This window comes from Pedobacter sp. SYSU D00535 (assembly GCF_017355855.1).
GTDB lineage: Bacteria > Bacteroidota > Bacteroidia > Sphingobacteriales > Sphingobacteriaceae > Desertivirga.
The window spans coordinates 280,705-305,199 of the sequence record NZ_JAFEWD010000004.1 but is presented as its reverse complement, the minus strand read 5'-3'; the positions used below and the strand labels follow the sequence as shown (position 1 = coordinate 305,199).

Here is a 24,495-nt window from a genome sequence, read left to right as displayed (position 1 = left end):
GTTGGCATAAAGGTAGGTCGTTCTTCCGATATAGACAAAAAAAATTCTAACTTTAATGAATTATAATTGCAGCTTCAATAACAAGGGAGGGAGAAATTGAAAAGAGTTACCATTCTTGACATCGCCAACGAATTAAATATAACTTTTTCGACAGTAGCAAGGGCCTTAAATGACCATCCTGCTATAAGTGAAGCTACCAAAAAAGCTGTTAGGGAAACTGCGGAGCGCCTCAACTACAGGCAAAACAAGATTGCCTCGTCACTCCGTTCGGGCCGTACCAACATTATCGGTGTTATTGTACCAAGCTTACATGTAAGCTTCTTCAGTTCGGTGGTTCACGGAATTGAACGGGTGATGAACGAGAATGGCTACACCACACTGCTCTATCAATCCAACGAGTCAAAAAAGCACGAAGACAAAGGGATTGAAACATTCCTTCAATCCAGAGTTGACGGAATTATCGCCTCAATCACCACGGAGACAGATGATGTTACAGCTTACAAAGAGATAACCAAACGAAATGTTCCATTGATCTTCTTTGATAGGAAGCCCGAGGAGTTGAGTGTTTCTTCCGTAACCATTGACGATTATAAGGGAGGCTTTATTGCCACTCAGCACCTAATACAGCAGGGATACAAAAAGATACTTCACATCACTGCAGAGCAAAATATTTCCATTTTTAAAGAGCGCCTTCGCGGATATATAGATGCACTCAGACACTACAACATCCCTGTTGATGAAGATCTGATTATTAAAGGGAAATTTTCACTGGATTTTGGAAAAACGGTAGTAAAAGATTTCCGGGAGCGAGGCATCGGCTATGATGGAGTTTTTGCGCTTGAAGACTATACGGCTATGGGAGTGATGCAGCAACTAATGGAGTACAAAATACGAGTACCAGAAGAAGTGGGAGTAATTGGATTTGCGAACGAAGCGTTCGGCAGCCTGGTTACTCCACAGCTTTCTACCATCGATCAGCAAACTATAACGATGGGAGAAGAGGCTGCGAAACTGTTTTTAGAATTACAGAAACAAGGAAAAACTAATACAGAGACGGCAAAAAAAATCGTCCTGGAACCGATCCTTCAGATCAGAGCTTCTTCGCATAGAAGCTTGTTGAGATAACCCTCAGCCTACCGTAGTTTGTGTATTTTATACACTATTTTAATAAAAGCAAAAAAAAACGTCTCTAGGCCATCTAAAGGCCCTTTTTCAAAAAGAAAAGCTTTTAAAAAAAAGAGCAATATATTTATTGAGATTTGTACATTTGGACTCATTTCAAACAATCATGTTAGACAACCTAAAACAGCGATTCAAAGAATTGTTCGATAAGGAGAGCCAAAACTCTTTTTTTGCCCCGGGAAGGGTAAACCTCATCGGAGAGCACATCGACTACAATGGTGGCCTTGTTATGCCTTGCGCAGTTACGTTTGGCACCTATTTGCTAACCGCTCCAAACACAGACGGCCTTTTTCGGTTCAGAAGCACCAACTTTGAAGACCAGCTAGATATTCCTGTACAGGGACAATACGAAAAAACAGGGAAAGAATGGTTCAACTATCCGCTAGGCGTAATTCATAACCTTGCCATACAGGGACACAACCTCCAAGGTTTGGACATGCTTTTTTTCGGCAACTTACCAATTGGTGCTGGTCTTTCTTCTTCAGCCTCAATTGAAGTGGTTACAGCCTTTGCCTTTAACCAGCTGTTCAACGCAGGCTTGTCTAAGCTGGATATTGTTAAATTGACGAAAGTAGTTGAAAATGTTTTCATAGGGGTGAATTCAGGAATAATGGACCAGTTTGCGGTAACATTCGGAGAGGCCGGAAAAGCACTAAAATTAAACTGCGAGACACTGGACTATGAAGCGGTAGACTGCAATCTGGGCGACCACTACCTAGCCATTATCAATACAAATAAACCTCGCAAGCTAGCTGAATCTAAGTATAATGAACGCGTTAGCGAGTGTGCTCAAGCGTTAACTGCTCTGCAGAAAAAGCTACAAATAGATAATTTATGTGACGTGGATTCTGAAACTTTCAGTACCCACAAAAGCTTGATTTCAGATACTACGGTTCTTAACAGGGCACAGCACGTTGTAGAAGAAAACGAACGGGTTAAGCTTGCAGCAACAGCGCTGGCAGAAAACCGATTAGATGATTTCGGCCAGCTGATGTATGCCTCTCATGACTCGCTAAAAAATCTGTACGAGGTTTCAGGAATCGAACTGGACACGATTGTCGAGTTTTGTCTAAGATATCCCGAAGTTACAGGAGCCCGTATGACGGGTGCCGGATTTGGTGGCTGTGCCATCGCTTTGGTAAAGAAAAACGCTCTGGATGACTTTTCCGCAAAGATCTCCGAGTACTACACCGAAAAGATTGGTTACGCACCTTCTGTCTACAGTTCAGATATCGGTGCAGGTGTAAGAGAATTAAAATAAAAAAACAGGAGGTTAGAAAGGTCTCTAACCTCCTTGTTCCCGCTCCTGAAACCGCCCTCCTAGGGTCAGAAAAACAAAAGCTTCTCAATCATTTTTATGCGTAAACTAAAGCTGGATGAATTAAATCGCGTAAGCGTAGAAGACTACAAAAATCAGGAAAAACTACCCGTAACCGTGATTTTAGACAGTGTAAGGAGCATGCATAACGTGGGTTCCATCTTCAGAACTTCGGATGGTTTTGCTGTTGAACGAATTATCCTTTGTGGGATCACTGGTCAACCTCCACACCGCGAAATTGAAAAAACTGCATTGGGAGCAACTCAGTCTGTAGATTGGTTCTACTATGAGGATGTTCAAGAAGCAATTGCCGACCTCCGTACGCAGGCTTATACCATTGTTGCTATTGAGCAGGCAGAAAACAGCTTAAGCCTTGACACCTATCGGCCTTCTTCCCAGCAACGATATGCCCTGATCTTCGGAAATGAAGTAAACGGAGTTTCAGACCAGGCAATGAAACTCGTTGACGCGTGCATTGAAATCCCTCAGTTTGGAACAAAACACTCCTTCAATATTGTAGTCTCAGCCGGTATCGTCTTGTGGGATTTCTTTGCGAAATTGAGAAGGGATTATTAACTTGTTTTCACTCTCTAAACAGTGACAATGGAAAATGCACTTGTAAGGAAACTGCAGATAAAGCCAGGTTTTAGCGTACTGCTGCTTAATCCACCAGAAGGCTACATTGAAAAACTACAGCCGCTTCCGCGGGAGACTACCATTCATTCTAAACCTCAGCATTCCTGCAACGTAGTTCAGCTATTCGTCAAGAACAGCGAGGAGCTAAAGAATGAGCTAGTGGAACTAAAAGACATACTTACAGACGATACAATTTTTTGGATTATGTATCCCAAGAAGTCTTCCGGCATCGAGACAGACTTGGGGATGATGTTGAGTTGGGATGAAACATCAAAGTACGGACTTGAACCAGTTGCTTCTGCGGCTATTGATGAAACATGGACGGCCCTCAGATTTAAGCCCACTCATCTTATAAAAAGATCAGAAGTAAAAAATGCCTCGATAGGAGTAAATGAATACGGCGACTTTATCGATGTGGAAAGAAAACTGGTTCGCTTACCTGAAGACTTGAAGACCGCATTGGAGGAAGTAACCTCAGCTCTAGATTTTTTCAATTCTCTTGCCTACTCTCACAAGAAAGAATACGTTCTTTGGGTGCTTACTGCTAAGCAGGAGAAGACTCGGAAAGAGAGAATAGAAAAAACAGTGAATAAACTTTCTCAGGGAAAGAAGAACCCCACTGCGAAGTAACAATCGACGTTACCAACTTGCCCATTAAATAAAAAAACCTGCTCCTTTCGGGCAGGTTTTTTATTACCATTTATTCTTCTCTTTTCAATTAAAAAGCATACATGCTCTCTGCATCTTTGCTCTCTAGTGCAGTACGCCCGGTCAAGAATTGATCTACACGTCTTGCAGCTTCGCGACCTTCGGAGATTGCCCAAACTACAAGAGATTGACCTCTCCTCATATCGCCCGCAGCAAATACTTTGTTTACGTTAGTTTGGAAAGAGCCTTCTTTTGCCTTCACGTTTCCGCGTTCGTCAAACTCAACCCCCAACTGCTCTAATAATCCCTGTTTTTGAGGATGTAAGAATCCCATTGCCAGGAAGACATACTGAGCCGGCATTTCTCTTTCTGAACCTTCAACTTCCGTGAATTTAACGGGACGACCAAACACATCAGTTTCCCAATTAACATCCACTACCTTTAAAGCCCTCAAGTTACCATTCTCATCACCCAAAAACTCTTTGGTGTTGATACCCCAGTAGCGTTCACAACCTTCTTCATGAGAAGTACTGGTTTTAAGTACCATTGGGTAAGTAGGCCAAGGCATGCTTTCAGTCCGACCAGCAGGAGGTTTTGGCATCAATTCAAACTGAGTGATTGAATTAGCACGTTGACGGTTCGACGTTCCGACACAGTCAGACCCTGTATCTCCACCACCAATTACAACTACATCCTTGCCAGTTACCACGATATCCTCTTCCTGATAAGCGATATTGCTTACGCGCATGTTGGACTGCTTAAGGAACTCCATTGCGAAATAAACTCCTTTCAGCTCTCTTCCAGGGATGTTTAGGTTACGCGGTACGGTAGAACCGCCGGCTAATACAATTGCATCAAAATTGCGGTTCAGCTCTTCAGCTGTAATATCAACACCTACGTTAGTGTTACATTTAAAGACAATCCCGTCTTCCTGCATCAATTTGACACGACGTTCAACAACCCACTTCTCCAACTTGAAATCAGGAATACCAAAACGTAAAAGGCCTCCTGGTTCAGGATCGCGTTCGAAAACAGTCACCAGGTGTCCTGCTTTGTTCAGTTGTGCAGCAGCCGCCAGTCCAGCAGGACCAGAACCGATTACCGCTACCGTTTTTCCGGAACGAATTAATGGAGCTTTTGATTTTACTAGTCCTTTAGAGAAGGCAATCTCTATGATGTGCTTCTCAATCTCTTCAATAGCTACTGCAGGCTTGTTGATGCCCAGCACACATGCCGACTCGCAGGGTGCAGGACAAATCCTTCCTGTAAATTCAGGAAAGTTATTTGTAGAGGAAAGAATTCGGTAAGCTTCTTCCCAGTTTTCTTTATATACAGCATCATTGAATTCAGGGATGATATTACCAAGAGGACAACCATTATGGCAAAACGGAATACCGCAGTTCATGCAGCGTGCTGCCTGTTGATTCAATTTGTCCTCTGTATAACACCCTACGAATTCTTTATAATCATTAATACGCTCTTCCGGAGCTCTTTTTGAAGGAAGTTCTCTTGCGTATTCTTTAAATCCGGTCACTTTTCCCATAACTAATTGGCGGGTTGAAATTTAGCGTGTTGTAAAACTTTTTTATACTCTTTAGGGAATACCTTGATGAACCTGCGGCTTTCTTCAGCCCAGTTGCTTTGCAGGTATAATGCAAGCTGACTTTGAGTCAATTGCATATGCTTACGGAGCAACGTCAGGATTGCTTCCTCGTCTTCTGAAGTCAGAGGATCAAGGTCAACCATTTCAGGATTGCAGTTATCAGCAAATGTACCGTCTACGTCGTACACCCAAGCGATACCACCGCTCATACCCGCTGCAAAGTTCCTTCCGGTTTTTCCAAGGATAAGGGCTCTACCACCAGTCATGTACTCACAACCATGATCTCCTACACCTTCTACAACTGCTGTAGCACCAGAGTTACGAACCGCGAAGCGCTCGCCTGCCTGTCCTCTCACATAAAGCTCACCAGAAGTAGCACCATAAAGAGCTACGTTACCAATGATTATATTCTCTTCAGGAGTTAAATTACTTACAGAAGCTGGATACACTGCCAGCCTTGCGCCTGACAATCCTTTTCCTACGTAATCATTTGCTTCACCTTCTAATTCAAAAGATAAACCTTTTGCTGCAAAGGCACCGAAGCTTTGTCCGGCAGAGCCGATGAATTTGAAATTGATAGTATTATCCGGCAAACCGGCCGATTGATATCTCTTCGAAACTTCGTTTGAAAGAACTGTACCTATTGTACGGTCGGTATTCTTTACAGTGAAAGTACCAAAGACTGGCGTTTTGCTATCTAACGCTGGTTGAGCGTGTTCAAGAAGCTTCCAGTCCAGGATTAATTGCATCCCGTGATCCTGAGCTTCACTATTGTAAAGAGTTTGTTTTGAAGGATTCGTAACGGGGTATAGAACTGAAGATAAATCAAGCGTTCTTGCTTTCCAATGCTTGTTTCCTTCTTTTACTTTCAGGAACTGCGCACGGCCAACCATCTCGTTAATAGTTCTGAAACCAAGATCTGCCATGATTTCACGTAGCTCTTCAGCCAGGAACTGGAACAGGTTCACGATATGTTCAGGCTTTCCGGAGAATAGTTTTCGTAACTCAGGATCTTGAGTAGCAACACCAACAGGACAGGTATTCAAATGACACTTACGCATCATAATACAACCACCTGCAACAAGAGCTGCTGTAGCAACCCCCCACTCTTCAGCACCTAAAAGAGTAGCAATTGCGATGTCGCGACCTGTTTTCAATTGTCCATCTGTTTGAAGAACAACACGGCTTCTCAATTTATTACGTACAAGTGTTTGATGTGCCTCTGCAAGACCAAGCTCCCATGGTAAACCAGCGTGTTTAATAGAACTGATTGGAGATGCTCCGGTACCACCATCGTACCCGGCGATGAGGATTACGTCAGCGTGGGCTTTCGCCACACCGGCAGCAATAGTTCCAACACCAGCCTTAGAAACCAGCTTAACGTTAATACGGGCTTCACGGTTAGCATTCTTCAAGTCAAAGATCAGCTGTGCTAGATCCTCGATTGAATAAATATCGTGGTGTGGAGGAGGCGAAATCAAACCAACACCAGGAGTAGAGTGACGAACTTTTGCAATCCATGGATCGACTTTATCACCTGGTAGCTGACCTCCTTCACCTGGTTTAGCACCCTGAGCCATTTTGATTTGAAGCTCATCCGCATTAGTCAGGTAGTAAGAAGTTACCCCGAAACGTCCGGAAGCAACCTGCTTGATAGAAGAACGCATGGAATCTCCATTTGGAAGAGGTTGATAACGAATTTCGTCCTCTCCACCTTCTCCCGTGTTGCTTCTTCCGCCGATTCTGTTCATGGCGATAGCCAGGGTACTGTGAGCTTCGTGAGAAATTGAACCGAAAGACATCGCACCTGTTGCAAAGCGTTTCATGATCGATTCAATTGGCTCTACTTCAGAAAGTGGAACCGGCTCACGGTGATGAGCAAAGTCGAACAATCCACGAAGCGTATACATTTTCTCCGACTGGTCGTTTACAAGTTTAGCGTAGCTCTTATAAACGCTATAGTCACCAGTTCTGGTTGCTTGTTGCAGCAAGTGGACTGTTTGAGGATTGAACAAATGCGCCTCTCCCCTGCGTTTCCACTGATAGATACCTCCTTCAGGAAGCAACTGCTCTTCCGGTTTAGAGTGGATAAATCCGTTATTGTGTTTAAACAACGTTTCTTTGGCGATTTCATCCAATCCTAATCCGCCAATACGCGTTACCGCGCCACAGAAATATTTATCAACTACAGTCTTGTTAATTCCTAGGATCTCAAAAATCTGCGCTCCGTGATAAGACTGAAGCGTCGAGATTCCCATCTTAGAGAAAATCTTCAACAGACCATCACACACAGACTTGATATAGTTTTTAGAAAGATATTTGAACTCGAGTGATGTCTCTAGTTTTCCTTCTTCTTTCAACGCATGAATTGTTTCAAGCGCAAGGTATGGGTTGATAGCAGTAGCGCCAAAACCAAGAAGACAAGCGAAATGATGTACTTCCCAAACGTCTCCAGCCTCTACAACTAAGCCTACTTGTCCCCGGTAACCCTTTTTAATCAGGTGATGATGAACCGCAGATACAGCTAACAGCGAAGGAATCGGAGCATGCTGAGAATCTACCGCTCTATCGGATAAAATCAATACTTCAAAGCCATCATTTACCGCATCTTCAGCATAGCGACAAAGTCTTTCCAGCCCGTTTTGAAGAGAACCCGGCTGACCGTCTGCTTTAAAGTATGTTTGAATGGTTTTCGCATTGAACATGCCCGTATCAATACTTCTAAGCTTTTCCAGCTCCAGATTAGTAAGGATAGGTTGCTGCAAGGCCACACAATGGCAATGCATTTTATCCTCATCAAACAAGTTACCATTGCTACCGATAAAAGTAGCCAAACTCATTACCATCCGCTCACGAATAGGATCGATCGGCGGATTAGTTACCTGAGCAAAGAACTGCTTAAAATAGCTCGATAAGTGTTGAGGACGATCAGAAAGAACCGCCAATGGAACATCAGTACCCATTGAACCGATAGGCTCTTTACCATCAACAGCCATTGCCTTAATAATGGTCTCAATATCCTCTCTAGTATACCCGAATACCTGCTGATATTTCAATACCGCATCTTTGGAAAGATTAGTAAAAGCTACCCGAGGTTCAGGAAGTTCTTCTATTCTAATTTTATAGTTTTCCAACCACTCACCGTAAGGTTGAGACGATGCGATTTTTGTCTTAATTTCTTCGTCTGTAATTATCTTACCTTCAGCAATGTCAATCAATAACATTTTACCTGGCTGAAGACGACCTTTCTTCGTAATAATCGCTTCGTCTACAGGAAGAGCTCCGGCCTCTGAAGCTACAATAACGCGATTATCGCTGGTTGTAGCGTAACGCAAAGGACGCAGACCGTTTCTGTCAAGCAGTGCACCAATTTGTTTACCGTCGGTAAAGGTCAAAGCAGCCGGACCGTCCCATGGCTCCATCATAGTAGCATGAAACTCATAGAAGGCCTTCTTCAACGGATCCATGTGCTCATTTCCGTCCCATGCTTCAGGAACCAGCATCATCATCACATGGGGCAAAGAACGGCCAGTATGCACCAACACTTCTACTACGTTATCCAAACATGCAGAGTCCGACTGATTGCTGTCAATTACCGGAAGGATGATATCCATCTCTTCTGAACTGAAGAAAGACGATGCGTATGATCTGATACCAGAATAAAACCAGTTTAAATTACCAGTAAGCGTGTTGATCTCACCATTATGGGCCATGAACCGAAATGGTTGGGCCAGCTTCCAGGAAGGAAACGTATTGGTAGAAAAACGGCTGTGTACCATACCGAAAGCAGAGGTTAAACGCTCATCCTGCAAATCTGTATAATAGGTACGTAACTGATAGGTGGTCAACTGACCTTTATAAACAAGGATACGACTGGAAAGAGAGGCGATATAAAAATCACTTCCATTCGCAACCGATTCATTTACATTTTTCGTAATTAAACGACGTAGAACATAAAGCTTTCTTTCAAAATCTTCAACCGTTAGAATAGTTGAAGGACGGCCAATAAACAAATGCTCTGCATCCGGTTCAACCGCAAGTGAAGTTTCACCAACTACACTTGGATTAACAGGAAGCTTCCTGAAACCCAACAGAGGTAAACCCAGCTTTTCTGCAGCGCTAACAATCACAGCGCGACAAGCTTCCTTAATTGCAATTTCCTTCGGAAAGAAAATCAATCCTGTTCCATAATGACCCGGCTCCGAAAGATGTATATCTAAAGCGATACACTCTTCCATAAGGAATTCATGCGGCAATTGCATCAAAATTCCGGCACCATCACCTGTTTCAGGATCACAGCCGCAAGCACCGCGGTGTTCCATATTCTCTAGTATAGTTAGAGCGTCCGAAACGATCTGGTGCGATTTCTGGCCATTAATGTTCGTAATAAAACCTACTCCACAAGAGTCGTGTTCAAATTCAGGGCGATATAATCCCTGCTGGTCATTTCCGGTTTGCTTCATCAGAATTATAATGGTAATTCACGAAAGTACTCATTTTTAGGCAAAATCATGAAGCAACCAAGGATTTTTGCATTTTCTTTAAAACTTCCCTCCTATTGCTTTGATTACTTGAAGAATTCATAAATTTAATAGAGATTTATTAAATGATTAACAATCTCTTTTCACTCGGATGACACAGAGATAACATTTTTTTAACGCTACACTAAAACAATTTCCCCTTTTTTGCTCTTAATACCTGTTTTCTTATGATTTATCTCATACTTTTCCTAAGTACCTTCTATTCTTTTTTTCAGATTTTTCTAGGTTCATATGAAATAATTTCTACTTTTGTCGCGGGTTAGTCTTCTACGACCAGCTCCTCTTGAACTCCCCCAGGGTGGGAACGCAGCAAGGGTAGAGGGTTGTAGCGGTGCGATAGAAGGTGCTAGCCCATTTTTTATTTTTTCATCTGCTTTGTCCTCGATCTTATATTATTCATTCTCATTCTCCAGAAGCAGTTTAATCCTAATACAACATGAAGTTTTTTATTGATACCGCAAATCTTGCTCAGATTAAAGAAGCACATGAAATGGGCGTTTTAGATGGTGTAACTACCAATCCCAGCTTAATGGCTAAAGAAGGAATTACAGGCCAGGATAACATTATCAACCATTATAAAGCGATTTGCGAAATTACCGACGGAGACGTAAGTGCAGAAGTAATTGCTACTAGTTACAATGAGATCATTAAAGAAGGCGAAGAGCTTGCCAAATTACATGAGCGCATTGTGGTAAAAGTGCCTATGATTAAAGACGGCGTAAAAGCCATCAAATACTTCACCTCTAAAGGTATCAAAACTAATTGTACGCTCGTTTTTTCTGCTGGTCAGGCTCTACTGGCTGCCAAAGCAGGAGCGACCTATGTTTCTCCATTTATTGGAAGATTAGATGATGTTTCTACAGATGGCCTTGCTTTAATTGAAGACATCCGTACCATATTTGACAACTACGGTTACACTACACAAATTCTTGCAGCCTCGGTACGTCATCCAATGCATATTATTGAATGTGCTAAAATTGGTTCGGATGTAATTACTGCTCCTCTATCAGCTATTGCTGCCTTGTTGAAGCACCCCCTTACTGATAACGGTTTAGCTCAGTTCCTAGCTGATCATGCGAAAGCGGCTGGAAAGTAAAAACACAACATACTAGAAAAAGGCTGCTTCGTTACCCGAAGCGGCCTTTTTTGTTATCACGACTCGTGCTTTTCGCAAACAATATTGTTCTTGTCGAATTAACTTAAAAAATGGAGATTAAAGAAGATCATTCGGTAGACGTACTGATCATTGGTGCCGGACCTATTGGCCTTGCTTGTGGCATTGAAGCTTTAAAAGCAGGACTAAGCTATGTAATTATTGAAAAAGGATGTTTAGTGAATTCGCTATATCACTACCCTGTTAACATGACTTTTTTCTCTACTTCCGAGCGGCTGGAAATCGGCAATATTCCCTTTGTCTCTATTAATCCAAAACCTACCCGCGCAGAAGCGTTAGAATATTACCGGAGAGTTGCTGTTCATTATAATCTCAACATCCGGCTTTTCGAGTCAGTAACTACAGTTAAGGAAACAGGAGAAAACTTCGCTGTGGAAACAACAAAATCAAGTTATAAGGCCACTAATATCATTGTAGCTACCGGCTTCTACGACATCCCTGCAACCATGGATATACCAGGGGAGCACCTTTCAAAGGTACGCCACTATTACCAGGATCCCCACTTTTATGCCTTTCAGAAGGTAGCGGTAGTAGGTGCAAATAACTCTTCAGTAGATGTGGCATTGGAGACTTTCAGAAAAGGGGCTGAGGTGACGATGATTATCAGAGGAAACTCGATAGGAAACCGAGTTAAGTACTGGGTAAAACCAGACATAGAAAATCGTATTAAAGAAGGAAGCATTCAAGCGTTCTTTTGCTCTGAGTTGACAGAAGTCCGGGAAGACGAAATAGATATTCAAACACCCGAAGGCAAAGTCACTCTTAAAAACGACTTTGTATTAGCGATGACAGGCTATCAACCCAACTTCAACTTTCTTCGGACACTTGGCATTACCCTTTCTGAGGATGAAATCCTCAGTCCTACTTATAATCCTCAAACAATGGAAACTAATATTAAGGGATTATACTTGGCAGGGGTAGTTTGCGGAGGGATGAACACCCATTCTTTATTTATTGAGAATTCAAGGGAACACGCAGAAAAAATTATCTGGCACCTGACAGAAAAAAACAAAAGATCTTAAATTATTACCACCAACTGACGGCGGAAATTAGAATTACTTAGCTACCCTTCTGCCAACTAACTATCTTTGTGACGATGAACATTCAGGACTTATTGCAGAGGGCGCGGGCCTACGATTTCCTTTCCATAGAAGAGGGGGTATATCTGTTTAAAAATGCAGCAACAGCTGAGTTGATGCAGGTGGCCAACGAACTTAGAAAAGAACAAGTGCCACATGGGAAAGTAACCTGGCAGATAGACAGGAATGTAAATACAACAAATGTTTGCATTGCTAACTGCAAGTTCTGCAACTTCTTCCGTCGACCGGGGCATGAAGAAAGTTATATCACAGACATTGAAACCTACAAACAAAAAATAGAGGAGACTTTTAAATACGGAGGCGACCAGCTGTTACTTCAGGGCGGACATCACCCCGATCTCGGTCTTCAATTTTATGTTGACCTGTTTAAACAATTGAAAGAGCTCTATCCTACTCTTAAACTCCATTCACTCGGACCACCCGAAATTGCTCATATCTCTAAGCTGGAGGGACTCTCCCACTTGGAGGTTCTGAAAGCATTGATGGAAGCGGGTCTGGACTCTCTCCCTGGAGCTGGTGCAGAAATTCTAAATGACAGGGTGCGAAGACTCATATCAAAGGGTAAATGCGGTGGCCAGGAATGGCTTGATGTTATGCGGGCAGCACATCAGCTGGGCCTTAGCACATCAGCGACTATGATGTTTGGTCACGTGGAAACTTTGGAAGAGCGCTTCGAGCATTTGGTTTGGATCAGACAAGTACAATCTGAAAAACCTGCTGAGGCAAAAGGTTTTATTGCCTTTATCCCCTGGCCTTTTCAGGACGACGGCACCCTTCTGAAACGTGTGAGGGGGATCAGCAATCATGTGACGGCCGACGAATACATCCGAATGATTGCATTAAGCCGCATCATGCTTCCAAACATCAAAAACATTCAGGCGTCCTGGTTAACAGTAGGAAAGCCGGTAGCACAAATATGCCTCCATGCAGGTGCTAACGACTTTGGGTCGATCATGATTGAGGAGAATGTGGTTAGTGCAGCAGGTGCGCCCCATCGTTTTACTGCTAAAGGCATCCAGGAATCCATCCGAGAAGCAGGGTTTGAGCCGCAACTGAGAAACCAACAGTACGGATTCAGAGAAATGCCCGCTCAGATTGAGGAGCAACAGATTAACTACTAAAAATACTTTAACTGCCTTGGGCTGTTCGGCTGATTTTCGGTAATTTCAGCCGAAACTATGACAACTTTGAAGGCTCTTATAGTAGACGACGAAGAGTACAGCAGGAAATCTCTTTATTTTCTGATACAAGAGAACTGTCCTGAAGTGCAAGTAGCAGGCATTGTTAAATCTGTCTCAGAAGCACGACAGCTTATTAGTGCGCAGGTTTTTAACCTTGTTTTTCTGGACATCGCTATGCCTAAAGAGAACGGCTTCGAGCTATTACCTGCACTGCAAGAGAGAAACATCCGAGTCATTTTCACTACCGCTTATGATCAGTATGCGCTGAAAGCGTTGAAAGCAAATGCGATTGACTACCTGTTGAAGCCTATAGATATTGAAGAACTTAAAACAGCTGTATCCAAAGCAGAAGCATGGGCAAATTTGACATCGCCCCGAACGCCTGAATCACTTAGCAGTCGGGAAAGCGATGAAAGTAGCCAACCCACCTCTTCCGCCTCCCGAACTCAGAAAAAAATCACCCTTCCAAACACTTACGGCTTTAATGTGATTGATACAGCCGATATCATTTATGTAGAAGCAGATAGCAATTATTCAGAATTCCATCTTCAGGATGGCGAGAAATTGGTTATCTCTAAACCATTGAAGGAGATCGAAGACTCTTTGGACCCCCAAGAGTTCCTAAGGATCCACAAATCGGTGATCGTGAACTTTCGGTACATAAAAAGCTATGTAAACAAGAACGGCTGGCAAATTATTCTAAGCAACGGCGTAACATTGCCGGTTTCTAGAAGAAGAGCTACAGAATTTCAGGAAAAGGCAAAGAATTATTTCAATAAATAAAGAGATTTTGAAGAAGCCCGTGGCCAGAATACTATTCTTTCTCATTTTATATGCCTTTTTGTTTGCCACGAAGAGCAGGGCCCAGTCATATGTGTTCAGAAATTATAGCGTCGCGCAGGGACTTGCCAGTTCCACCGTCTACTCCGTCTTCCAGGACTCACGGGGCTTTATGTGGTTTGCAACTGAAAATGGCGTTAATAGATTCAACGGACGGTCCTTCGAGCTCTTTACCATAGACAACGGGCTATCCGACAACGAAGTACTTGGGATTCATGAAGACTCAAAAGGAAGGATCTGGTTTCTGACATTAAATGGCAAGCTAAGTTATTTCTACAACAACAAGTTCTACAATCCTGGTAACGAACCCCTATTGAAGAAAATTATCTCGCAGGGGAGCTTCGTCTCCTTCTTCGAGGATTCTAGAGGAAACCTCTGGTTTACAACCAATCGAAATTTGCTTATTCAAATAACTGCCTCCCATAACTACCGGCTCCACAAGTCAGCGAAGTACTCCCTTGCCAACTGCTTCATTTTCGAAAATGAGAAGAGGCAGTTGCTATTCCTCAACAGCAACTATTGCCTATTAAAAGTAGGACAAACTTTTGTGTCGGTTCCATTCGCTTTAAAACCATTCAATAACAAAACAATCACCCGAACCCCTAACGCCGGACCAGCTTTTATTGCTAACGGTTCCTTACTCAACTACAACAACGGCAGTTTTTTCCAAGTTAAAAGCCTGCCGGAAAAGATTGTGAACCGCTCCCTTGGCAGCTTTATTGTCGACAGTGGAAATGTTTGGCTAAGTACTATGGGAAGCGGAGTTTTTTTAATCTCCCGCGAAAGTAAAACAAAAAACTTCCTAAAGGGGAACATCATTACCGATCTTAAAAAAGATGCCGATAATAACATTTGGATAAGCACTATTGGCAATGGGGTTTTTATGCTCCCCTCTTTTGCTCAAAGTACCAAGTATTACAGTACAGCTGACGGCCTAACTACAAATGCCGTCCATAGCCTAATTAAAACAAATGACAAGCTGGTTCTGGGCCTTAGAAACGGATCTGTGAATATCATAAGTGGTACAGGAATAGCAAAAAAAACAATTGGGTCGGCGGAATACAACCCCATAAAAAAGCTGAGTGCAGACAGGAAAAGGAATGTTATTTGGTTTGCATCAGATAAACAATTTGGACAGTTAAATTTTAAAGGTGAGGTAGTCAGGCTATTAAAAGAAGAGAATAACAGTTCGTTTGCCGTAAAAGGATATACAATTAGTAAATCGGGAAAAATAGCACTTGCTTTGGCCTCTGGCGTATACATTATAAATAATGCCGATTTCAGTCTCAGCTTTAGTGCTAAAAGTAGATTGGGGGATAATAATCAGCACCTTCACTATCGAGCATTTGCGGTGTTCTATGACTCGAAGGAAAATTTATGGTTTTCCAATACCGAAGGTCTTCATTGCCTGCAAAAAAACGGGAAGGTACTCCACCTGTATGAGAAAGCTGACCGTTTGTCGAAAAGGATCACCGACATTGCCGAATTACCCGACGGCTCGATTATTTGTGCAACCCACGGGTTTGGCGTATATGTCCTCCAAAATAATTTGCTTAAAGAAGTAATAAATACGACGCATGGCCTGGTATCGAATATCTGCAAAAAGATCGTTTTGGACAAGAGTACTGCCTGGGTTGTTACTGGGAAAGGGATCAGCAAGATCGATTTTCAAAACGGCCGGACTGTTACCAGCTTTAGCACAGAACATGGATTAGTTTCATCTGAAGTAAACGACCTTTTCGTGAAAGATGATACTATCTACGCGGCGACAAACAACGGGCTGTCCGTTTTCAATTATAGAAATCAACTAGAGAAGCAAGCGCCACCAGAACTATATTTGAACTCACTAAAAGCTAATAACGAGATTGTTCAGCCTAGTTCTGAAGCAATCATTCCTCATTCAGCAAACAACATCACCCTTAATTATATTGGGTTGGATTACGCTCATCCGAACGCTGTTACCTACAGCTACCGGCTGAACCCGGATCTGGAGTGGAAGGAAACTGCTAACACTACACTTGAACTGGCCGCACTTGAACCGGGCGCATACAAGCTACAACTCCGCGCCAGAAGCATGAACAGCGATTGGAGCAATCCAATTACGGTGAAATTCGCAATAAACCCACCTTTTTGGAAGAAGTGGTGGTTTCGCACGCTGATCCTGTTTGCACTTGCTTACTGCCTGTTCTACCTTATCAGCAGACATTATCGAAACAAGCGATTGAAGGAAAGAGAAGAACTTCAGGCCAGAACCCGGATAGTATCACTCGAACAACAAGCATTGCAGGCGATGATGAACCCTCACTTTGTGTTCAACGTGATGAACTCTATTCAGTACTTCATCAATACTAAAGACAACGCCATGGCCAATCAGGTACTTACTGGATTCGCCCGGCTTATTCGTAAAAATCTGGAGAACTGCAACAAAAGCTATATCACTATTGAGGAAGAAGTAAGCTACCTAACTTTGTACCTCTCCCTTGAAAAACTTCGTTTTGGTGACAGGATGCAATATTCAATTGAAGTTGATACCGCTCTGGATAGAAACGAAGTTTATATCCCTTCCATGCTTCTTCAGCCCTTTGTAGAAAACGCAATCTGGCATGGCCTAATGCCTAAAGATTCAGAGGGCAATATCTGGATTAAAATAAAAAAAGTGAGCGACGCAGTGCTCCATATAGAGATTATTGATGATGGCATCGGAATTGAGAATTCAGTGAGGCAGTACAGCACAGAACACGTTAGCCGCGGCATGGAATTAACTAATGAGCGAATTAAACTACTGAGTAAGTTTAGTGAACGTCCTATTACAATCACGGTACTTCCGGTACACCCGGAAGGCACTCATATTCATATAACAATTCCAATTCAGGACCGTTTACTCAGTTAAAGCTACCGGTCACTCAATTGCGGAGAAAACAAAATTTAAAAAGATCTATTATTGTATTAGAATTTCGAAAGACATTAACGGTTCACAGACCATTAATATATTTTTTATCTAAGTGTGTGTTTAGCGGCTGAAACTTCCCCAAAGTTTCACCGCTTTTTTGTTTTTAGACGTCTTTGTTCTTCTTAGATTTGCCGATTGTGGAATCATTACAACTAAACATAGAGGCATTAATATTTGCCTCAGAACAAAGTATCTCGGTTAACGAGATTTATCAGGTACTCTTGGCCACAGGAACCAGCAGCGTAACCGAGGAAGAGATATCACTTCATATCCAGGCTATAAAGGAAAAGTACGAAGGCAATTTTGCAATAGGACTAGTTGAGCTGGCCGGAGGCTATCAATTTTTGAGCAAAAAGGAATACTACCAGTTGGTAAATCAGCTCCAAATCCAGCGTTCAAAAAAGAAACTAAGCCAGGCAGCGTTGGAGACTCTTGCCATTATCGCGTACCGACAGCCGATAACCAAATTGGAGGTTGAACAGATAAGAGGAGTTAATTGCGACTACACCATTCAAAAACTTCTGGAGAAGGAATTAATTACAATTTCCGGGAAAGCCGAAACCATAGGAAAGCCTATTCTTTACAGCACCAGCCCACTTTTCATGGACTATTTCGGGATTAATAGTAGCGCTGAACTTCCTCAGCTGAAGGACTTTGCAAACGACGCGAATGAGATAGGAGAACAGCAGGAATAATTTTTTGGACAACTATTTGCGCCGATCGATTTTCTTTTATTTTTGCCCTCATACAAGAATCAATTTTAATTAAATTAGTACTATAAATTCTTAACATTAATCAGGAACGCTTACCCAATTGCTAAGAACATGAAAACGCCGAAGAAGAAGCCAAGCATGACTAAAAACGCTACCAGTGGCGCCAAGACGTTGAATTTAAAGCCTGCCGACTCGAAGGCGAATAAGAACTTCATCGATGATGACGATGACCTGGACGTTCCCTTAGATGACCTCGGAGGTCTTGACGATTTTAGCTCATTTGACGATGATGATGACGATTACTAGCAAGTAGAAATAATGAAAAAGCATTCAGAAGTTGAATGCTTTTTTTGATAACACCTGTAGACCTGCCCTAAACTTTTCATCCGCTTCTCTTGTCCATTTTTTCTAGTGTTCTGTAATTTTAAAGCCAAAATTTTCTCTAAGTTTGGGACGTAATATGATAATTACTGAAGTAAAGGATAAAAAAGAAGCGAAAGCTTTTTTGGACGTGGCAAGGATTATCTACAAAGATGATCCGGTGTGGGTATGCCCTTTGGATGTAGACATAGAGAAGGTATTTGACCCAAAACAAAACAACTTCCACCAGCACGGAGTAGTTTGCCGATGGATAGCCTATAACGAAAACCAGGAGCTTGTGGGCCGGATTGCCGCTTTCATTAACTATAAGAAAGCAAACTCTTTCCCGCAACCTACCGGAGGAATTGGCTTTTTCGAAAGTATTAACGATCAGGCGGTGGCAAACCAACTGTTTGACACGGCGAAGCACTGGCTACAAGAACAGGGCATGCAAGCGATGGACGGCCCCATTAACTTCGGCGAGAATGACACATTTTGGGGGCTTCTTGTGGAGGGTTTCACTCACCCTTCCTACGGCATGAACTATCATCGCCCCTATTACAAACAGCTGTTTGAAAACTATGGATTCAAAACGATTTACGAGCAGATTACCAATCACCTCAGCGTTCATAAGCCTTTTCCTGAACGATTTACTAAAATAGCAGAGTGGGTATCGAAGAAGGCAGGATATAGCTTCCGCCACTTACAGGTGAAGGAGATAGACAGGTTCGCAGCGGACTTCATGGAGATTTATAACGACGCCTGGAAAGACTTTGAAAATTTTGTCCCGATAACCAAGGAGACAATTATCCAGAGCTTCAGTAAAATGAAGGCGATAATGGACGAAAAGCTGATTTGGTTTGCTTATGTGAACGAAGAACCTGCTTCATTCATCATAATTCTACCGGACGCCAATCAAATCATTAAACCCCTCAATGGAAAGCTGGGGATTCTGGAAAAGTTGAGATTTCTCTACTACCGCTGGAAAGGAGTTTCGCGCATGCGTGCTGTAGTAATGGGGACGAAACAAGCGTATCAGAAGCATGGCCTGGAGTCGGCAATGTTTATCAAACTTAAGGAGTATGTTTTACCACTCAATCAATACGACGAACTGGAGCTATCTTGGGTGGGGGACTTTAATGATAAGATGTTAGCAATCCACGAAGCAACTGGTGCTACCTTCGGGAAAAGGCATGTAACGATGAGGAAGATATTCTAAAAAATGCCCTGACATCCAGGGCATTTTTTTTAAGCCAATACTTTCGACCTGCGAATTTCCTCAAAAAGTTCAATGATCTTCTTTTGAAGCTCAATTACTTCTGTTTCTCTTTCCTGAAGCCTTTTGGTAATAATTTCTAACTCTGAAATATACTTTTCCTGTTGCTCAGTATCATTAAAAGTAAGTAATTGTACCACTGTCATATCGAACAATTTTGCGATTTGTTCTAAACGAGAAAGATTAATATCAGTAATACCGGTTTCTATCTTTGAGAACGCAGGAATAGAAATGTCCAACCGCTTTGCTACATCCTCCTGACTCCAGCCTTTTTGATGTCTAAGGAGCCGTATCTTTTTTCCTAATGTTTTCATTTTCCTTTATGTTATACTTTTAATGTGTTAAAGCCTTTTCAGCTATCTGACTCAAATCCAACCCGCCAAAATCACCGGAACTCATAAGAAGCAAGTTTTTAGAGTTATAATTAATAGAACTCAAAAATTCTACCAATATTTCGGGTTCGTTGAAAAATTTTAACTCCTCGTTACCAAAGGCTTGCCTTACTATATCTTCCTCATAAGGTTCTAGTTGCTTTTGCTCAAAAGTGCGTCGGTTTATAAATACTGCAGCCACATCCGCTCTGTTCATACTGCCTTCATACTCCCTCAGAAAGTCTTTGTTAAGGCTACTAAAGGTATGAAGTTCGATCACCGCAACTAGCTCCCTTTCAGGATACTGTTCCTTTACAGCATCAACGGTCGCTTTTAGCTTTGACGGCGAATGAGCAAAGTCCTTATAAACAGCCGTTGAAACATTTTTTCCCAAAAGCTCTAATCTTTTAGCTGCACCTTTAAAAGAACTGATGGCGTCGTAAAATTGTTCATCAGAAATATCCAATTGTGTACAGACACCGTGGGCCGCTTCTATATTTTGTAAATTATGTTTACCAAATACTTCCAGAGGATACTCATTAGTATCAGTCCGCAGATAAGTGGTCCCCTTTAGTGTGTAAAACGAAGGCAAATCATAAGGTATCCGGAGAAGGCCTGGATCTGCTTTAGCTGCAACCTGATCTACAATAACGTCACTGCTATTGTAAACAATGGCCCCGCCAGGAACTATTGTCTGCAGAAAAATCTCGAACTGCTCCACATAATTCTCGAATGTCGGGAAAACGTTTATATGATCCCAGGCGATGCCACTGATGACACCGATGTTCGCCTGATAAAGATGGAACTTAGGCCTTCGGTCAATCGGCGATGCGAGATACTCATCTCCCTCAATCACGATAATGGGAGCATCCGATAGTTGGACCATTGTATCAAATCCTTCCAACTGAGCCCCAACAAGATAATCGAACTCTTTACCACACTTCTTCAAGACATGAAGAATCATGGAGGTAATTGTCGTTTTACCATGACTTCCTCCCACCACGATTCGGACTTTCTCTTTCGATTGTTCGTAAATGTACTCGGGATACGAATACACTTTCAAGCCAAGCTCCTGCGCGCGAAGCAACTCCGGATTATCCACCCGTGCATGCATTCCCAAAACAACGGCATCGATATCAGGGGTGATATTTTCAGGAAACCAGCCCATCTGAGCAGGAAGAATTCCCTGTTTGCTCAACCTCGAGCGGGATGGTTCATATATTGCATCATCAGATCCGGTAACTTCGTTTCCTTTTTTAGACAAAGCAATAGCCATATTATGCATAGCGCTTCCGCCCACGGCAATGAAATGTATTCGCATTAAACTAAAATATATTTAGATTTTAATCTAGGGTAAAACAAGAGAACTTATTTTAAGTTTTCTTTTATAAATTTTACAGAAGCCCAGTTATCCAACTGTTTTGATGAGATCTTTTTGAGAGAATGAAGTTGCGCCTCCTCTTCCAGGATAGCAATATCTTCCTGGTAAAACCCGCTTATAAAAAGTGAACCGCCATTCTTTAGTACTACCGCATAACTACTCAGTTGGTCCAATAATATATTGCGGTTAATGTTAGCAAGGATTATATCGAAAGACTGATTTGGGATTGCTTCTTTAGAACCACAGAGAACTGTGATTTCCGGGGTGTTATTCAGGTGAGTGTTTTCGATAGCGCTATCGTAACATATAGGATCGTAATCGATAGCCGTTGCCGCGACTGCACCTGTTTTTCGTGCCAGGATAGCCAGAATTCCCGTCCCGCAGCCCATATCTAATACCGTCTTCCCCTGGAAGTCCTCCTCCAGTATGTACTCCATCATCATGGTTGTTGTTTGATGATGCCCTGTTCCGAAAGACATTTTAGGGTCAATTACGATCTCGTAGCGAAACTCTGGCCGTGGAGCGTGGAAGGTAGCCCTTACATAGCACTCATCTTTGATCGTTAGCGGTTCAAAGTTACTCTCCCACTCCTCATTCCAATTCTTTTGCGGAATTAAATTTTTTTCGTAGGAAAAAGAGAACATCTCTTCATAGCCCAGCAGTGCCTCGTTTAGCTTCTCCTGATCAAGCTCAGAGCTAGAAATGTAGGCATTAAAACCGGCGCTCGTTTCCTCAAAGGTATCGAAACCTGCTTCTGCCAAAGCATTTATCAGCAGGTCCCGATGAAAATCCTCCTCAGACTGTAAAGTGAATATGAATTCGTAGTAGCCCAATTACTGAATATTAAAAGCTTTCACAATGTCTGTAAAATCTCTCGACTTTAAAGAAGCACCACCAATTAATCCCCCGTCAATATCTGCCTGCGAAAATAATTCCGCAGCATTTTTGGGGTTGCAGCTGCCTCCGTATAGGATTGTTGTGTTTTCAGCAACCTCAACTCCGTATTTAGCTTCTATTTCTTTACGGATAAAGGCGTGGATTTCCTGTGCCTGCTCAGGACTCGCAGTAACTCCCGTTCCTATTGCCCAAACCGGCTCATAAGCGAGTACAACTTTCGCAAAATCTGCTTCAGCAAGATGAAACACGCCCTGCTCCAACTGTTCTTTAATCAATTGGAAATGCACGTTCTGATTACGCTCTTCCAATGTTTCCCCGATACAGAATATTGGTCTTAAACCGTTTTTTAATACCGCATCTGTTTTCTGAGCTAATAATTCATTGTTTTCGCCAAAATACTGGCGACGCTCTGAATGGCCCAGGATCACATATTCTGCACCAACTGATTTAACTTGCGAAGCTGAAATTTCACCAGTGAAAGCACCTGAATCAGCCTGATGACAGTTTTGTGCACCAACGCTTACTTTTGAACTTCCTTTAGCAAGTTGTGCAAGGCTGTAAACAAACAGTGAAGGAGGACAAACGATCACTTCCTGATCTCCTCTTGCTTCATCATTTACCATATTAATAACCTCAGAGAATAACGTCATCCCTGAAGTGTAATCCATATTCATTTTCCAGTTACCTGCTACTATCTTCTTTCTCATGATATACTATTAGGTTAAAAATTTCTATAGCTTTTTGTTAATTCAAAGACTTCATTAAGGATTTTCTGATCATCCTCCCCAAAAGTTATTCCCCTCCGTTCAAAAACTTTTTCAGCGGTTTCAAAAACTTTATTCAGGTTGTACACTTCAAAACCCTGTGCTCCTCCCCAGGCAAAGTCCGGAACGAAATTGCGGGGATAACCGGCACCAAATACATTTGCACTTACTCCTACCACAGTTCCTGTATTAAACATTGTATTAATACCGCACTTTGCATGATCCGCCATAATCAGACCACAAAATTGCAGTCCGGTTTTACGGAACCTCTTTTTATTATAGTCCCACAACTTCACCTCGGCATAGTTATTTTTAAGGTTGGAATTGTTGGTATCTGCACCAATATTACACCATTCTCCTAACACTGAATTTCCGAGGAACCCCTCATGCCCTTTTGACGAATTGGAGTATAGAACCGAATTATTTACTTCTCCTCCCACCTTACAATGAGGTCCTACAGTCGTTTTACCGTAAATCTTTGCTCCCATCTTGACCAGCCCATTTTCGCAAAGGGCAAAAGACCCGCGAATTACTGAGCCTTCCAAGACATTAGAATTTGAGCCAAGATAGATGGGTCCCTCCTTAGTATTAAAAATAGTGCACTCCGCATTGGCTCCCGGTTCCACAAAAATTTGGTCGCCTAATAGGGTATTGGTAGTGCTCAGGCTTGCGGATGACCTTCCTTTCGTTACCAGCAAAAAGTCCTTTCGAAGCTCAGCATCATTGAATCTGAAAATATCTTCAGGATATACTATTCTGATAAAATCGGTTGAATAGTCTACGATTTTTAAAGCAGGGCGATTATGCAGTTCCTCGGGCGAGCTGTCTTTTGCCGCAAGCAGTACGTTCTGGCTATACAGAGCCTCTCCTGCCTTCAAATTATCTATGGCTTCCAGTAACTGATCGTCAGGACAAACTGAACCATTTATAAAGATATTTTGACGGTGGAAATGATAGGGAAACTTGTGCTGCAGGTATTCAGCAGTCAAGTACGACGCTTCCGCTTTCAAGTACCTCTCCCATTTTTCCGCGATGGTTAAAATACCGATGCGAAGGCTGGCCACCGGCCGGGTGAACGTAAGGGGCAGCAAGCTTTCCCTGGCCGAATCATCAAATAGAACGATCTTCATCGGGGCAAAAATAAAAAAAGTCCCAGCTGATTTAACCGGGACTTTATATATTTTAAATGATGTTAATTACTTCTTTGCGTAGCGGCTACGGAACTTATCAATACGTCCTGCTGTGTCTACTAACTTCATCTTACCTGTATAAAACGGGTGAGACATGTGAGAAATCTCTAACTTCACTAATGGGTATTCATTTCCGTCTTCCCACTGAATTGTTTCTTTTGTGTCTATGCAAGATTTGGTAACGAAAGAATAGTCGTTAGACATGTCTTTGAAAACTACCAATCTATAATTCTTTGGATGTAAATCAGCCTTCATGGTTCAAACTCCTTTTTGAGAGGCGCAAATATAATACTAATACTTTGACATAAAAAGCTTTTTTCTTTTTTTATCGAAAATCATTTTTCTTATCCCAAATATCGCACCACTCGTT

General features: G+C 42.3%; 20 protein-coding genes and 1 other RNA gene. 13 read left to right on the top strand and 8 right to left on the bottom strand.

Features of this window, described 5'->3' with window-relative positions; all coding sequences use genetic code 11:
* Positions 1–96 precede the first annotated feature (96 nt).
* The 4 genes from J4N23_RS11895 to J4N23_RS11880 all read left to right on the top strand — a co-directional run bounded on the left by J4N23_RS11895 (position 97) and on the right by J4N23_RS11880 (position 3,766).
* Entirely contained in the window at positions 97–1,125 is a 1,029-nt protein-coding gene (locus tag J4N23_RS11895) for a LacI family DNA-binding transcriptional regulator (protein WP_207427531.1), read from the top strand.
* 163 nt (positions 1,126–1,288) lie between these two features.
* Entirely contained in the window at positions 1,289–2,443 is a 1,155-nt protein-coding gene (locus tag J4N23_RS11890; protein WP_207427528.1) for a galactokinase, read from the top strand.
* Between the two features lie 96 nt (positions 2,444–2,539).
* Positions 2,540–3,076, top strand: a complete 537-nt coding sequence (locus J4N23_RS11885) for an RNA methyltransferase (RefSeq protein WP_207427526.1) — start codon at positions 2,540–2,542, stop codon at positions 3,074–3,076.
* A 27-nt stretch (positions 3,077–3,103) separates the two neighbouring features.
* The gene (locus tag J4N23_RS11880) at positions 3,104–3,766 is read left to right on the top strand and encodes a YdeI family protein (RefSeq protein ID WP_207427524.1); all 663 of its coding nucleotides are present in this window, start codon (positions 3,104–3,106) and stop codon (positions 3,764–3,766) included.
* 88 nt (positions 3,767–3,854) lie between these two features.
* Here J4N23_RS11880 and J4N23_RS11875 read toward each other — a convergent pair whose 3' ends face one another.
* Positions 3,855–5,327, bottom strand: coding sequence for a glutamate synthase subunit beta (locus tag J4N23_RS11875; RefSeq protein WP_207427522.1), 1,473 nt, complete (start codon positions 5,325–5,327; stop codon positions 3,855–3,857).
* 2 nt (positions 5,328–5,329) lie between these two features.
* Positions 5,330–9,850: a glutamate synthase large subunit gene (gene gltB / locus J4N23_RS11870; RefSeq protein ID WP_207427520.1), complete on the bottom strand. Its 4,521-nt coding sequence runs from the start codon at positions 9,848–9,850 to the stop codon at positions 5,330–5,332.
* A gap of 334 nt (positions 9,851–10,184) precedes the next feature.
* On the opposite strand from gltB, the gene ffs reads away from it, so the two are divergent.
* From ffs to J4N23_RS11825, 9 genes are all read left to right on the top strand, one after another.
* Positions 10,185–10,283, top strand: an RNA gene (gene ffs / locus J4N23_RS11865) — signal recognition particle sRNA small type.
* Between the two features lie 81 nt (positions 10,284–10,364).
* Positions 10,365–11,024: a fructose-6-phosphate aldolase gene (gene fsa, locus J4N23_RS11860; protein ID WP_207427517.1), complete on the top strand. Its 660-nt coding sequence runs from the start codon at positions 10,365–10,367 to the stop codon at positions 11,022–11,024.
* A gap of 110 nt (positions 11,025–11,134) precedes the next feature.
* Positions 11,135–12,124, top strand: a complete 990-nt coding sequence (locus J4N23_RS11855; RefSeq protein ID WP_207427514.1) for a YpdA family putative bacillithiol disulfide reductase — start codon at positions 11,135–11,137, stop codon at positions 12,122–12,124.
* Positions 12,125–12,198: 74 nt separating this feature from the next.
* Positions 12,199–13,323 (top strand): cyclic dehypoxanthinyl futalosine synthase, encoded by a 1,125-nt coding sequence (mqnC, locus tag J4N23_RS11850; RefSeq protein ID WP_207427511.1) that lies wholly within the window; start codon positions 12,199–12,201, stop codon positions 13,321–13,323.
* A 57-nt stretch (positions 13,324–13,380) separates the two neighbouring features.
* A complete protein-coding gene (locus tag J4N23_RS11845) occupies positions 13,381–14,166 on the top strand; it encodes a LytTR family DNA-binding domain-containing protein (protein WP_207427504.1) in 786 nt (261 codons plus the stop codon).
* A gap of 19 nt (positions 14,167–14,185) precedes the next feature.
* Entirely contained in the window at positions 14,186–17,113 is a 2,928-nt protein-coding gene (locus J4N23_RS11840; protein WP_207427502.1) for a sensor histidine kinase, read from the top strand.
* A 197-nt stretch (positions 17,114–17,310) separates the two neighbouring features.
* Positions 17,311–17,868, top strand: coding sequence for an SMC-Scp complex subunit ScpB (scpB, locus tag J4N23_RS11835; RefSeq protein ID WP_207427501.1), 558 nt, complete (start codon positions 17,311–17,313; stop codon positions 17,866–17,868).
* Positions 17,869–17,997: 129 nt separating this feature from the next.
* Positions 17,998–18,192, top strand: a complete 195-nt coding sequence (locus J4N23_RS11830) for a hypothetical protein (protein ID WP_207427686.1) — start codon at positions 17,998–18,000, stop codon at positions 18,190–18,192.
* Between the two features lie 154 nt (positions 18,193–18,346).
* The gene (locus J4N23_RS11825) at positions 18,347–19,465 is read left to right on the top strand and encodes a GNAT family N-acetyltransferase (RefSeq protein ID WP_207427499.1); all 1,119 of its coding nucleotides are present in this window, start codon (positions 18,347–18,349) and stop codon (positions 19,463–19,465) included.
* 29 nt (positions 19,466–19,494) lie between these two features.
* Here J4N23_RS11825 and J4N23_RS11820 read toward each other — a convergent pair whose 3' ends face one another.
* The 6 genes from J4N23_RS11820 to J4N23_RS11795 all read right to left on the bottom strand — a co-directional run bounded on the left by J4N23_RS11820 (position 19,495) and on the right by J4N23_RS11795 (position 24,380).
* On the bottom strand, positions 19,495–19,836 hold the full coding sequence (locus tag J4N23_RS11820; protein WP_207427497.1) for a helix-turn-helix domain-containing protein: 342 nt from the start codon (positions 19,834–19,836) through the stop codon (positions 19,495–19,497).
* Positions 19,837–19,855: 19 nt separating this feature from the next.
* Positions 19,856–21,214 (bottom strand): UDP-N-acetylmuramate--L-alanine ligase, encoded by a 1,359-nt coding sequence (gene murC, locus J4N23_RS11815; RefSeq protein WP_207427495.1) that lies wholly within the window; start codon positions 21,212–21,214, stop codon positions 19,856–19,858.
* A 47-nt stretch (positions 21,215–21,261) separates the two neighbouring features.
* Entirely contained in the window at positions 21,262–22,107 is an 846-nt protein-coding gene (gene prmA, locus J4N23_RS11810; protein WP_207427493.1) for a 50S ribosomal protein L11 methyltransferase, read from the bottom strand.
* Positions 22,108–22,878, bottom strand: a complete 771-nt coding sequence (gene tpiA, locus J4N23_RS11805; RefSeq protein WP_207427492.1) for a triose-phosphate isomerase — start codon at positions 22,876–22,878, stop codon at positions 22,108–22,110.
* Between the two features lie 14 nt (positions 22,879–22,892).
* The gene (locus J4N23_RS11800; protein ID WP_207427491.1) at positions 22,893–24,065 is read right to left on the bottom strand and encodes a GlmU family protein; all 1,173 of its coding nucleotides are present in this window, start codon (positions 24,063–24,065) and stop codon (positions 22,893–22,895) included.
* A 66-nt stretch (positions 24,066–24,131) separates the two neighbouring features.
* A complete protein-coding gene (locus J4N23_RS11795; protein ID WP_207427490.1) occupies positions 24,132–24,380 on the bottom strand; it encodes a type B 50S ribosomal protein L31 in 249 nt (82 codons plus the stop codon).
* Positions 24,381–24,495: the final 115 nt, after the last annotated feature.

Coding starts and splice junctions, on each gene's coding strand:
- J4N23_RS11875 (WP_207427522.1), bottom strand. CDS start 5,327: ATGGGAAAAGTGACCGGATTTAAAGAATACGCAAGAGAACTTCCTTCA.
- gltB (WP_207427520.1), bottom strand. CDS start 9,850: ATGAAGCAAACCGGAAATGACCAGCAGGGATTATATCGCCCTGAATTT.
- J4N23_RS11800 (WP_207427491.1), bottom strand. CDS start 24,065: ATGAAGATCGTTCTATTTGATGATTCGGCCAGGGAAAGCTTGCTGCCC.
- J4N23_RS11890 (WP_207427528.1), top strand. CDS start 1,289: ATGTTAGACAACCTAAAACAGCGATTCAAAGAATTGTTCGATAAGGAG.
- mqnC (WP_207427511.1), top strand. CDS start 12,199: ATGAACATTCAGGACTTATTGCAGAGGGCGCGGGCCTACGATTTCCTT.
- J4N23_RS11825 (WP_207427499.1), top strand. CDS start 18,347: ATGATAATTACTGAAGTAAAGGATAAAAAAGAAGCGAAAGCTTTTTTG.
- J4N23_RS11795 (WP_207427490.1), bottom strand. CDS start 24,380: ATGAAGGCTGATTTACATCCAAAGAATTATAGATTGGTAGTTTTCAAA.
- J4N23_RS11845 (WP_207427504.1), top strand. CDS start 13,381: ATGACAACTTTGAAGGCTCTTATAGTAGACGACGAAGAGTACAGCAGG.
- J4N23_RS11855 (WP_207427514.1), top strand. CDS start 11,135: ATGGAGATTAAAGAAGATCATTCGGTAGACGTACTGATCATTGGTGCC.
- J4N23_RS11880 (WP_207427524.1), top strand. CDS start 3,104: ATGGAAAATGCACTTGTAAGGAAACTGCAGATAAAGCCAGGTTTTAGC.
- J4N23_RS11885 (WP_207427526.1), top strand. CDS start 2,540: ATGCGTAAACTAAAGCTGGATGAATTAAATCGCGTAAGCGTAGAAGAC.
- fsa (WP_207427517.1), top strand. CDS start 10,365: ATGAAGTTTTTTATTGATACCGCAAATCTTGCTCAGATTAAAGAAGCA.
- murC (WP_207427495.1), bottom strand. CDS start 21,214: ATGCGAATACATTTCATTGCCGTGGGCGGAAGCGCTATGCATAATATG.
- tpiA (WP_207427492.1), bottom strand. CDS start 22,878: ATGAGAAAGAAGATAGTAGCAGGTAACTGGAAAATGAATATGGATTAC.
- J4N23_RS11820 (WP_207427497.1), bottom strand. CDS start 19,836: ATGAAAACATTAGGAAAAAAGATACGGCTCCTTAGACATCAAAAAGGC.
- J4N23_RS11830 (WP_207427686.1), top strand. CDS start 17,998: ATGAAAACGCCGAAGAAGAAGCCAAGCATGACTAAAAACGCTACCAGT.